The following is a 12,638-nucleotide window of genomic DNA, read 5'->3' as shown; positions in this document are numbered from 1 at the left end:
TATTACAAAGCATGATAAAAATAACCAACCTACAGAAATATTACCGCACCGAAGAGGTAGAAACAGTCGCATTGAACAATGTGAGCATCCACGTAAAAGAAGGTGAATTTGTGGCTGTCATGGGACCTTCCGGTTGTGGCAAGTCAACCCTGTTAAATATCGTCGGACTATTAGATGATTTGGATGAAGGGAGCTATCTATTCAACGGCACGGAAGTGGCTAAATTCAAGGAGAGCAATCGTTCCAATCTGCGCAAACACAATATTGGTTTCGTCTTTCAAAGTTTTAACCTCATTGATGAACTGACCGTGTTCGAAAATGTCGAACTTCCATTAGTTTACACGAAAGTACCCGCTGCGGAACGCAAACGTCGTGTAGAAGAGGTATTGGAAAAAGTGCAGATTATGCATCGGCGCAATCACTTTCCACAACAGCTATCAGGAGGCCAACAGCAACGTGTAGCCGTTGCTCGGGCAGTTGTGAACAATCCAAAGCTTATCTTAGCCGATGAGCCAACCGGTAATCTGGATTCAAACAATGGTAACGAGGTCATGCAGTTATTAACCGAATTGAACGAAGCCGGCACAACCATCGTGATGGTAACACACAGTGAGCATGATGCCAAATTCGCCGACCGCGTCATTCGTATGTTGGACGGGCAGGTCATTATGGAAACAGCGCATGTGTAATGCCTTACTTCGTCATCATGATAAAGAACCATTTCAAAATAGCTTGGAGAAACCTTTTGAAAAACAAAGGGAAATCCATCATCAATATCCTTGGTTTAGCGTTGGGTATAAGCATATCGCTCATCATCGGGTTGTGGGTAAACGCTGAAGTACAATACGATCGCTTTTACTCGAAAACCGATCGCCTATCTCAAGTGTATACGCTCGACACATTTGAGGGTAAAGCCCACACATGGGGTGCTACGCCCGCCGTACTTGGCCCCATCCTAAAACAGGAGCATCCGGAGCTCGAAGAAGTCGTTAGGACCGCTACCCTCAATCACCTTCTCCATGACGGCGAAAAACGTTTTAAAGCTTCCGGTATGGCATGCGATTCTGGATTTTTCAAATTATTTGATTTTCTGTTTTTAGTAGGGAATCCAGAGACTTCCCTCACAAGGCCCGACGCTATTGTGCTGACAGAATCTTTAGCGAGAAAAATGTTTGGGCATACGCAGGTGATAGGAGAAATAGTAAAAATAGATACAATAGCTCCTATGACTGTGCATGGTGTTATCGAAGATATCCCAAGTAATTCCACATTTCATGGAAACGATTTCTTCTGTTCGTGGGGTTTTCTAACCACCGCCGGCTGGACATTCAATGATTCTTGGACAAGCTATAATCACCAAACATACGCCTTGCTAAAAGAGGGCGTTTCCCTGTCTTCAACCAATCGAAATATTGCCGATCTGGTGAAGAACCATACCAACGATCAGGTAAAAGCGAGTATTTATCTCTATCCAGCAGACCGTTGGCATCTGTATAATAAATCGGAGAACGGAAAGATGGTAGCTGGTCATATTATCAACTTACGTATATTTGCTTTAATCGGAATATTCATTCTGATCATTGCCTGTATTAACTTCGTCAACCTCAGCACCGCTGGGGCGGAGAGAAGAGCTAAAGAAGTTGGTGTCCGCAAAGTCGTCGGCGCCTCGAAGAAGACACTTGTTCAGCAGTTTTTATTGGAGTCATTTATAATAACACTCTTGGCAGGCATCGTAGCCTTATTACTTACCGCCGTAGGGCTCCCATTCTTAAACAGTCTTATCAACAGCGACATCAGCCTATACGACCAGCCCATTGTATTTTGGATGCTTTTTGCGGCTGTAATCGGTACTACTACGCTTGGTGCAGGTATATACCCCGCGTTCGTATTGTCCGCTTTTGAGCCAATCAGGACCCTGAAAGGTAATCTCGTGTCAGCCAAGGGAAATTTCAAACCCCGGAAGGTATTAGTAACACTCCAGTTTACCATCTCCATCTGTCTCGGCATCTGCACGATTATCATCAGCCAGCAGATACGCCACGGGAAGGATCGTGATAGCGGTTATGACCGAAACAATTTGGTTTACATTGCCTTGGAAGGCGGCCTACGAAAAAACTACGAAGTAATACGCAATGAACTGATACAGCAGGGAATAGCCAGTGGTGTCGTTAAATCGGCGGGACGTATCACATCTTACAGTAGTAATAGCTGGGGTTATTCCTGGCCCAATGCGCAACCGGAAGACTTTGACGTAACCTTTAACACCATGAGTACGGATGCCAGTTTCACACAAACGATAGGGATAAAATTGCTAGCTGGAAGAGACATTGATATTTACACCCACCCCTCCGACTCCAATGCCGTATTATTAAATGAAACCGCTGTTAAGCGCATGCGGCTCACAAATCCGCTAGGCACCGCTATTATAGAGGGCAAAGGAACGATATACGAGACAACATGGAACGTGGTAGGTATCATAGCGGATTTTATATTGGAATCACCTTATCAGGACATCGAGCCTATGATGGTGAAAGGCCCCGCCAGCTATTTTAGCTATATACATATCCGATTGAATACCTCGAACAGCCTACTCTCCAATATGGATAGACTTCAAGCTACACTAAAAAAATACAATCCGGATTATCCAGTAGACATTCGTTTTGCGGATGAAGCGTATGCGTTAAAATTTGTCCAACAAAAGCGCGCCGCAACATTAACGGCTTTATTTTCCGGATTGGCTATTTTCATCGCTTGTTTAGGATTGTTCGGGTTAGTTTCTTTTGCCACAATACAAAGACAAAAAGAAATTGGTATTCGAAAAGTATTGGGTGCTTCGGCTGCCACAATTGCCACGATGCTGTCGAAAGATTTTTTAAAATTGGTCATCTTGGCCATCGTCGTCGCCTCTCCGATTGCCTGGTGGATTATGCATCAATGGTTACAGGATTTTGTCTATAGGATAAACATACAGTGGTGGACATTTTTCATCGCGGGTCTTCTCGCTATTTTAATTGCTCTGTTTACGGTCAGTACATTAGCCATTAAGGCAGCGCGGGCGAACCCGGTGGATAGTTTAAGAGATGAGTAAGTAAGAAGGATGATCTAAAGTATAAACCATGCTAAAGAACTATATAAAATACACTTTCCGTACCCTCTGGAAAAACAAGGGCTACGCAGCCATTAATATCTTAGGTTTATCAGTCGGGCTAACGAGCTTTCTGGTGATTTTACTCTACCTCAATTATGAACTAAGCTATGACCGTTGGGATCCGGAACTTGAAAAAGTGTTTAAGGTTTCCATTCGTGATTCCGACGACGATATTTCCCCGAATACACAGGCGCCTTTAGCAGCTTTATTACGAGACAACGCCTCCCAGATCGAGAGTGCTACAAAAATTTCTACCGATGTAACATTTGAAATACCTTTATCTGTGGAAGATAAAGTAATATCGCAAAGTGGGACGATATCTGCCGACTCGTTATTTTTTCAAGTATTCCCCTATAAAATCATCGATGGTGATCCGCTTACCCCGCTGCACAAACCGAATGCCATGGTCATCAGTGCAGCTATCGCAAGGAAACTGTTTGGACAGGAAAATCCTATCGGAAAAACGATTAAAGTATTCAACTCTTTCGAACGCGAGGTAACCGCTGTCATGGAACCTCCCCAAGGACCTACACATCTGAATATTCAAATGGTATATCGTTCGCCATATGAAACCGACAATTACCACTGGGGAAACTGGTCCTATTACACGTATGTCAAAACCAAAAGTCTTATATCGGGCGAGGAGGTGGAATCTGCAATCGATCGGATTTACTATACCGATAGACTGATGAAAGACAAAAATATGACCTATGAAGCGTTCCATAAATCGAGAGGTCAGGAAGGTCTGTTTGTCGACGCAGTACATGATATCCACAATTTTCCAAAATATGGAAACAGCAATATCGCTCATATTTCCATTTTGCTGGTATTGGCAATATTGCTCCTATTTGCAGGAGCCGTTAATTTCAGTAATCTGTCCATTGCTTCTTCCTTAAAACGGGCTAAAGAAGTGGGTGTGAAGAAGGTATTGGGTTCTAGCCAAGCAAGATTATTCTGGCAGTTCATGGGCGAAATCGCTATTCAGTGTCTTATTGCATTAGGAATTGCTATCCTGCTTTTACATATCGCCTTACCCTATTTCAACCGGGAATTCCAGATCTCCTTACGTCTTTTCGATGCCCAATTTTCATGGGATATCGTTACACAGGTTATATTATGCTTGATTGTCGTCATTTTACTTTCTGGTTTATATCCCGCCGTCTTCCTTTCTCGTTACAATACGACCAAAGTGCTGAAAGGAGATTATTCTAGTGGAAAGAAGGGAGCTGCCCTCCGCAACGGATTGATTATAATACAATTTGCCGTCGCTGCTTTTTTTATCATTGGGATTGTTATAGTCGATCGTCAACTAAATTACATGCAGCGATTTGACAAGGGGTTTTCCGGTGAACAGGTATTACGCATACAGGCGCTAATGATGAAGACGAGAGAAGATAATTTCGAGCAAGTCAAGAACAGCCTTCTAAGTATACCTGGTGTACAAACCGTAGCAAAGACTACCAAGGTTCCCGGCGACCAATTCTCCGACACATCAACGATGAATTTTAAATATAGGGGCGAGTTACACCGTCTTGGATCAGTCAAAGTAAGTAAAGATTATTTTGAGACATTGGACATCAAGCTTATCGACGGCAGACTGTTCACGGATAGCTACAACGATCAACATACGCGCTCGGCCATTATCAACGAAACGGCCGCGATGAAGCTCGGGCTTCAACAAGCCGGTGGCACCTATATTACCTATCCCGATTGTGACAGCATTCCGATGGAAGTTGTAGGCGTCGTGAAAGATTTTAACGTACTTGGGCTGGAACAGCAGATACAACCAGCCGTTTTTACGATCGGAAATGACGCTTGTATATTTCAGTCGGGCGGAGCGATACTAGTCAAATTGGAGGGCCGTGATATCGGAAAACAGGTGACAGCGATCGAGCAGCTTTGGAAAAATATCGAGCCGGGATTCGATATCCGGTTTTCCTTTTTAGACGAAAATTTCCAGCAACTCTTTAGCAGCCATATTCGTTTGCAACGTATCGTCGCTTTTTTCGGATTTACGGCAATCGCTATCGCTGTTATCGGATTATTTGCCCTAACTGCGTTTCTGATTGGCCGACGTACGAAAGAAATCAGCATCCGCAAAATATTAGGTGCTAACGCGACTGATCTCGGCTTTTTATTAGGGAAAGATTTTATGCGGCTCATTGCCGTTGCTGTCGTGGTCGCTATTCCATTGGGCTGGTGGGTCGCTGACGTGTGGTTACAGAACTTTGCCTACCGTATTTCGCTAAGCGGATGGCTGTTTGCGGTAGCGGCAGGCAGTGTACTTGTCGTCGCTACATGCACGATATGTATCAACATCCTAAAAGTATCCCGAACAAATATCGCGGAAAATTTAAGAGACGAATAACAGCTAGAATCATGATAAAAAACCATATGAAAATCGCGTGGCGGAATATCTGGAAAAGGAAGTTTCATACCATCATTAATATTGTTGGGCTAGTATCGAGCATGGCTTTCGTATTATTGATCGCCGCCTACGTATGGCAGACGCATCAAGTAAATAGCACCCTGCGTCATCAAGATCGACAGTATGTATTGCAAAGTGAATACAAAAAAACAGGGATTGGTTTGGAACTTACGACCGTTGGTGCCCTCCCGAAAGCATTACGGGAAGAATACCCCCACCTTGTCGCAAATTATTACCGCATCGATGGTTTAACTTGCATCATATCCAATGGAACAGCTGTTTACGAGGAGTCTGTTTCTCTAGGAGATTCCACGTTGCTCGATATGTTTGGCTTTGAACTTTTCGAAGGAAACGCAAGTACAGCGCTTACCTCTCCATTTTCGGTTGTCATCACAGAATCAGCAGCGATGAAGTATTTTGGCAAAAAAGAAGTTCTAGGAGAAAGTCTGACTATTCGCAATTTCGCAGGTGAAAAACATGATTTCGCTGTAACGGGCGTGCTGAAGCCAACTGCACAAAATTCCGTTATGGAACTGAATGCCGCCTTGAGCAGCTCCATATTCCTACCCATTGCGAGCGAACAGTATTTTGGCAGAAACGTCGACAACTGGAATAATCTATGGATTGCCGGTTTTATCGAGCTACAGGAAAACGTGCAACCGGAACAATTAGCTATTCCAATACAAAATTTATTAAAGCAACACGCCGACGAGCAAGTTGCTGCCAACCTTATTCCGCAACTCAAACCACTTTCTTCTTACTATCTGGATGATAATAAAGGTGCTGTAAGAAAACTAACGAACGTATTGGTACTTATTGCTGCCTTTCTTCTCCTCATGGCTGTAGTCAACTTTATCAATTTTACGGTGAGTCAAAGCTTCACACGCCTAAAGGAAATCGGCGTTCGAAAAATGATGGGAAGCAGTAATATCCAGCTGATACTGCAATTGACGACGGAATACACCATGTTGGTATGGATTGCCGGTTTAGTCGCCTTGGGGTTATATCCAGTGTTTGCACCCTTGTTTGAGTCGATCATGCTGACCACATTACCGAGTATCTTAAAACTTCCAGTATTCTTCTTCATCTATTTTATATTTGCGGTATTATTTTTAGGTGTGCTCTCCGGTCTGTATCCGGCCTTTAAATTGTCCCAAAATCGCCTATTGGAATCTCTGAAGAATCAGCTCGCTAACATACAGCAAAAGCATCTTATCCGCCGCATATTGTTATTCACGCAGTTCACGGTTACTATCGTTGTTCTGATTGCTGCCGTTGTCATTTCCCGGCAAGTCGAGATCTTCATGAAAGGCGATTTAGGTTATGACAAAGACTATCTCATTACCGTGCAAGCGCCACGCGATTGGTCAGAAGCAGGCTTGCATAAGATGGAGTTGGTACGCGAACAATTACGCGCTTTGCCTTATGTCAACAATATCAGTCTTTCGTATGGCGTGCCGGGATCATTTGCTGACGGTATACAACAGGTACAAAAAGTAGGAAGTGAAGACGAGGTGGACGCGTTGATGATCGCATCCGATCCGTACTTTTCAGATACTTACAGCATTCCGCTATTGGCCGGTCAGTTTTTTTGTTCCCCAGAAGAGACTACGATGGATAATTCGAAACTGGTCATCAACAATAAAACGGCAAAAGCCCTAGGATACCATACGCCAGAAGAAGCCATCGGACAACAAGTTAGCTTATTTAACAATCGATTTACAGGAACTATTACCGGTGTAACAGACGATTTTTATGCCAATTCTATGCATAGCGCATCACCTCCGGTGATCTGGTTCTCCATCAACAATAATAATCAGTATCGATTTTTATCCATCCGGCTTAAAGCAGGTTCCACGCTTGATGCGATGACCACGATTGAAAAAAAATGGAAACAGCTTATGCCCGACGCCCCTTTTGAATTTCGATTTATGGATGACACGATCAAGAATATGTATACAATCGAACTACAGTTACAGCGTGCATCGCAGCTGGCTACTGTTATCTCTATCGTCATCATCGCTTTGGGTCTGATCGGGTTAACTGCCTTAGCGATTAATCTACGCTTAAAAGAAGTCGGTATCCGAAAGGTGTTAGGCGCTTCTTTCCGACAAATCGTCATGCTATTCAGCAAAGAATTTTACATAACGTTCTTCCTAGCTGTGCTGGTCGGTTGTCCCTTGGTTTCCGCCCTCATGAATAAATGGCTGGCAAACTATGCCTCACGAATAGAATTGACCATGGGCGTGTTTATATTTCCGCTAATAGGGCTGATTCTGCTCTTATTTTTCATTACTGGTGGCATTATATTAAACGCGATAAAATCCAATCCGGTGGATAGTTTAAGAGATGAATAACGGCATTGAGTATGGCGTTAACAACAGCAGCTATATCCCTATATAGTATGCCCCGTGCTTATGTTCTATTCTCTTAATTATGGGATAATCTACTGCATGTACCTTCTCGTGTAGTACTGTTAAAAGATTTTTAGGTTCTATATATTGATCTAGGTCGGCACAACACTTTTCATAAATTTCATATGGGTTTCTATTTTCTGCAAAGTATGATTCGTCGATCAACTTTTCTAACCATTCTCTCATTTCCTGCTGTTCTGACTCCGTAGATTCTTTATATAGGTCTATGTCGTGCCTTTTGTCTATCAGCTGGAATTCGTCGATAAACATACTTACCTCCGAATCCCATCTTTTCATATCGTAGACCACCCAATCCTCAAAAATCTTGATAGAAACTTGATAAAGGAACGACTTATCGATATCAATTTTCACCTGGGGAAACAGAAAACTCACATTTTCTATTCCAAATGCAATTTTTGCCATAAAAAAATCGACAACACGCCACTTGATTAACTTAAATCGCTCCATTTTATCCATAAAATCTAAGCGCTTTCCCATCAAAAAGGATATTTCTTTTGCTGATAAATTCTGAGAAATTCTATGCAACAACATACGATAATAAGCTGCGATATCAAGAGGACTGCACTTACGTGAATAAATCTTCACTTTCGGTTCATTATTCTTTTTTTTCATAAAATATAAATTTACGTTTGTATAGCTTATCTATACAAAAGAACATAAAAACAATAAAAAATCAAAACATAAAGCATGTTAACATATACATTTAACATGTTTATCTATACAAAATGAAAGATAAACTAAAAAAGACAGGGATTAGAGAATACTGGAAAAAAGTCGATAAGCACGTAAAACAAGACTAAGCTAACCAATATTTATGTTTTTTGATAAGTATAGTTAACATTTTATATCTATTTTTGCAAACAAGAGTTTGCAAAATGGAAAGAATTAAAATTAAATCGATTTTCCTTCGCGAAGAGGTTGAAACCGTACACATCCGCCATCTTTACTACCAAATTGATTGGTCCGACCGACTGATTGGGATACTAGGCGCAAGGGGAACGGGGAAAACCACACTTTTACTTCAACGTATGAGGTTGCACTTCCAAAGCGATGACGCCGCGCTATACATTTCTTTGGACGACATCTATTTCGCAAGCAATAGCCTTATTGAGCTAGCAGAGACCTTTAGAGTACGAGGGGGTAAAATATTATTCGTAGACGAGGTACATAAATACAGCGGTTGGGCAAGGGAAATCAAGAACATCTATGATACCTATAAGGATCTTTACATTGTATTCACGGGCTCTTCTGTCATTGACATTTACCAACAAGAAGCCGACCTTAGCCGACGGGCAGTATTCTATGAGCTGGCTGGGCTTTCCTTTCGGGAATATTTACGTTTTGCAGATATTTATTCAGCGGAAGCGATAGGTTTACCGGATGTGTTAAGTCATCACACGCAAATCGCTTTAAAATTAAGCAAAGACTTCAAACCGATACCACATTTTGAGGCTTATCTCGACCATGGTTATTATCCATTTTTTAAGGAAAATCTTCGCACCTATTTTTTACGTATCGAGCAGGTTATCCGACTGATTGTCGAGACCGAACTACGCTTTGTTGATGGTTTTGATATCAACAACACTAATAAAGTGATGCAATTACTTGCCATCTTGGCCGAGAACGTTCCTTTCAAACCCAACATCAGCAAATTAAGCGATAAGATAGGCATCAGCCGTCAAACGGTGACCCAATACCTCCACTATCTGGAAAAAGCACGGCTGATTAATATGTTAAATCCCGCAGGTGCCAGTATAAGCACCTTACAAAAACCCGAAAAGGTGTATTTGGAAAACCCAAATCTCCACCGTGCTATCGCTTCATCCGAAGCCAATCAAGGTAGCCGCAGAGAGTCGTTTCTGCTCAACCAACTCCGCAATGCCAAGCATGAAGTTTCACTACCTTCTGCTGGTGATTTTTTGGTGGATCGCAAGGTGACGATCGAAGTCGGGGGCAAAGGCAAAAGTCGAAAGCAAATCGCAGGAGTTGAAAATGCTTTCATTGCCGCAGATAACCTTGAGATAGGTATCGATCAGAAAATTCCCCTTTGGCTATTCGGCTTTTTATACTAAATAGGAAGTAAATATATAAAACGCTGCAGGGCCGCAGCAATCTCCTGTTCGATCGCGGACAGTGACTGTCCAAAAACGGACAGTAAATAAAAACACAAACCAATCATTTACAACAAATTAAAACAATGGCAAACCGATTGCATCCATAAATACATATCGAATATGCGTGACTAAAATGATCAAGAACCATATAAAAATCGCTTGGCGCAACCTATTGAAGAACAAAGGGTTTTCCGCCATTAACATCATCGGACTGGCTATCGGTATGGCAGCCGTGTTGCTGATCGCCTTATGGGTGCAGAACCAGTTTCTGTATGATAACTTCTATAACAACAAAAAAGATATTTATAAACTATGGAATCATTATAGCAAAGACGGACAAACCAATGTTCATGACATTACTGCGGGGGCTGCTGCCAATACAATAAAAGAAATATATCCAGAGGTAGAATATGCCGCACGTATGTACTGGTCGTCTAACAGCCTGCTAACTTATGGCGAAAAAAGTCTCAAAACACGAGGAAATGAAGTAGATGCAGACTTTTTGCAAATTTTTGATTTTCCGGTTGCCAGCGGCGATATTAGACATGCACTAGCAGGGCAAAAAAATATTGTGTTAACGGTGCAACTTGCAAAGAGCTTATTTGAAGATGAAGATCCGCTGGAGAAAACGGTAATTCTGGATAATGACGAGTCTTACAGGGTTGCGGCCGTTCTGGCGGATCTACCCAGCTATACCGATTTTGATTTCAGTTATTTGGTTCCATTGCAAGATAAGGCATACGGCACGAATTGGAATACAAACACCTATTATACCTATATAGGGCTACGCCCCGGCACAGATATCAACTCTTTTAATAAGAAAATAGAACCTATCGTTCGCAACAATGCTTCCGATTTAAAATTCAATTCGGTATTTCTCTACCCCATATCCAAGATGCATCTGTATTCCCGCTTTGAAAACGGCGTGCCTGTGGGTGGAAAGATTGAGCAAGTTCGTTTAGTCGCGGGGATAGGTTTACTTATTCTCTGTATTGCCTGTATCAATTTTATTAATCTCAGCACAGCAAGAAGCCAAAAAAGAGCTAAAGAAGTCGGCGTACGCAAGGTTGTTGGCGCCCGAAAAAGCAATCTGATCAGTCAGTTCCTAACGGAATCTGTCCTACTTTCGGTGATCGCCGGTATAACTGCGATCGGATTATCCTGCATTGCGTTGCCGCTATTCAACCAGGTATTAGATAAACCGCTATCCTTTGATATGGTCACTCCGTTGATTTTTGGTGGTATGTTTATCTTTATGCTGTGCACCGGCTTGTTGGCAGGAATCTATCCAGCATTTGTACTCTCGGCTTTCCAACCTGTTAAAACCATTAAAGGCTTGACGAAGAAAAATAAAAATAGTTTCAGTCTACGGGAAGTATTGGTCGTCTTGCAATTCGGTATCGCTATCGTGCTTATCATCGCCACATTGATTGTCCGCATGCAGATCAACTACGCAAGCGAAAGAAACGCCGGCTATAATCCGTCACAACTCATCGAAATACCGGTAGAAGGTGATATGAACAAAAACTACGAAGCTATCAAAGCGGAATTGTTGAACAGTGGAGCCGTGAAGGACGTAACACGCACCGGATGGTCTATTACAAAAAATGCATCGGTATCCAATGGAAATTTCTCATGGGAAGGGGCGACACCCGAACAAACGCAAAATACCAGCTTTGTATTGGGACGTGCAGAAAGCGATTTTATTAAAACGGTAGGTTTGACCCTTGTCGACGGCCGCGATCTGGATTACGCCAGGCTGCCGGCCGATAGTGCTTCTGTTTTATTAAATGAAGCGGCCATCAAGACCATGGGATTGGAAAACCCCGTAGGAAAGTATTTCAAACGTGGTGGTAACACCTATACCATTGTAGGTGTATTCAAAAACTATATCAATGACTCTCCTTATGAGGATATCGCCCCCATGGCAATCTTTCCTTCAAAAAATTGGATGTTGAATATGGTTATACGTACAAGCGAGCGTTATTCCATGCAAAAGAATTTACAAACTATGGAAACCATTATCAAGAAATTCAATCCCGCTTATCCATTTAGTTACAGTTTCGTGGATGAGGAATACGCCAAAAAGTTTCATGATCAGCGACAAATGGCATCGTTGTCGTTTATATTTTCCATGTTGGCTATTGCGATTTCTTGTTTAGGATTATTTGGGCTTGCTTCGTACATCGCTGAAACACGTACGAAAGAAATCGGTATCCGAAAAGTACTCGGTGCATCTGTTTGGGGAATAAGCGGCATGCTCTCCAAAGATTTTGTAAAACTAATGATTTTGGCAATCCTGCTGGCATCGCCTATTGCTTGGTGGGTGATGAATAAATGGTTGGAAGATTTTTCGTACCGAATAGCTATTTCATGGTGGGTGTTTGTCGCCGCAGGAGCAGCAGCTATTGCTATCGCACTGTTTACCGTCAGTACGCAAGCCATCAAAGCCGCGCGTGCTAATCCAGTGGATAGTTTGCGGGATGAGTAAAATAATATGACGATGCATCATT

At 42.3% G+C, this 12,638-nt stretch carries 7 protein-coding genes; 6 read left to right on the top strand and 1 reads right to left on the bottom strand.

The window, feature by feature from the left end:
• The first annotated feature begins 11 nt into the window (after window positions 1-11).
• From G5B43_RS14250 to G5B43_RS14235, 4 genes are read left to right on the top strand one after another with little or no spacing between them, the layout of a single operon-like run.
• A complete protein-coding gene (locus G5B43_RS14250; protein WP_165295467.1) occupies window positions 12-689 on the top strand; it encodes an ABC transporter ATP-binding protein in 678 nt (225 codons plus the stop codon).
• A gap of 17 nt (window positions 690-706) precedes the next feature.
• Window positions 707-3,088: an FtsX-like permease family protein gene (locus tag G5B43_RS14245; protein ID WP_165295466.1), complete on the top strand. Its 2,382-nt coding sequence runs from the start codon at window positions 707-709 to the stop codon at window positions 3,086-3,088.
• 28 nt (window positions 3,089-3,116) lie between these two features.
• Window positions 3,117-5,516: an ABC transporter permease gene (locus G5B43_RS14240; RefSeq protein ID WP_165295465.1), complete on the top strand. Its 2,400-nt coding sequence runs from the start codon at window positions 3,117-3,119 to the stop codon at window positions 5,514-5,516.
• A gap of 11 nt (window positions 5,517-5,527) precedes the next feature.
• Window positions 5,528-7,933, top strand: a complete 2,406-nt coding sequence (locus tag G5B43_RS14235; RefSeq protein WP_165295464.1) for an ABC transporter permease — start codon at window positions 5,528-5,530, stop codon at window positions 7,931-7,933.
• Between the two features lie 30 nt (window positions 7,934-7,963).
• Here G5B43_RS14235 and G5B43_RS14230 read toward each other — a convergent pair whose 3' ends face one another.
• Window positions 7,964-8,623, bottom strand: coding sequence for a hypothetical protein (locus G5B43_RS14230; protein WP_165295463.1), 660 nt, complete (start codon window positions 8,621-8,623; stop codon window positions 7,964-7,966).
• A 263-nt stretch (window positions 8,624-8,886) separates the two neighbouring features.
• On the opposite strand from G5B43_RS14230, the gene G5B43_RS14225 reads away from it, so the two are divergent.
• Together G5B43_RS14225 and G5B43_RS14220 are read left to right on the top strand one after the other, a co-directional pair.
• Window positions 8,887-10,083 (top strand): ATP-binding protein, encoded by a 1,197-nt coding sequence (locus tag G5B43_RS14225; RefSeq protein WP_165295462.1) that lies wholly within the window; start codon window positions 8,887-8,889, stop codon window positions 10,081-10,083.
• A 175-nt stretch (window positions 10,084-10,258) separates the two neighbouring features.
• Window positions 10,259-12,616, top strand: a complete 2,358-nt coding sequence (locus tag G5B43_RS14220; protein WP_165295461.1) for an ABC transporter permease — start codon at window positions 10,259-10,261, stop codon at window positions 12,614-12,616.
• Window positions 12,617-12,638 lie beyond the last annotated feature (22 nt).

This window comes from Sphingobacterium sp. SGR-19 (assembly GCF_011043555.1).
Lineage (GTDB): Bacteria > Bacteroidota > Bacteroidia > Sphingobacteriales > Sphingobacteriaceae > Sphingobacterium.
This window is presented reverse-complemented; position numbering and strand designations above follow the sequence as displayed.

Bases quoted from the DNA above. Each gene is read 5' to 3' on its own strand.
- G5B43_RS14230 (WP_165295463.1), bottom strand. From the start codon at position 8,623: ATGAAAAAAAAGAATAATGAACCGAAAGTGAAGATTTATTCACGTAAG.
- G5B43_RS14250 (WP_165295467.1), top strand. From the start codon at position 12: ATGATAAAAATAACCAACCTACAGAAATATTACCGCACCGAAGAGGTA.
- G5B43_RS14235 (WP_165295464.1), top strand. From the start codon at position 5,528: ATGATAAAAAACCATATGAAAATCGCGTGGCGGAATATCTGGAAAAGG.
- G5B43_RS14220 (WP_165295461.1), top strand. From the start codon at position 10,259: ATGATCAAGAACCATATAAAAATCGCTTGGCGCAACCTATTGAAGAAC.
- G5B43_RS14225 (WP_165295462.1), top strand. From the start codon at position 8,887: ATGGAAAGAATTAAAATTAAATCGATTTTCCTTCGCGAAGAGGTTGAA.
- G5B43_RS14245 (WP_165295466.1), top strand. From the start codon at position 707: ATGATAAAGAACCATTTCAAAATAGCTTGGAGAAACCTTTTGAAAAAC.
- G5B43_RS14240 (WP_165295465.1), top strand. From the start codon at position 3,117: ATGCTAAAGAACTATATAAAATACACTTTCCGTACCCTCTGGAAAAAC.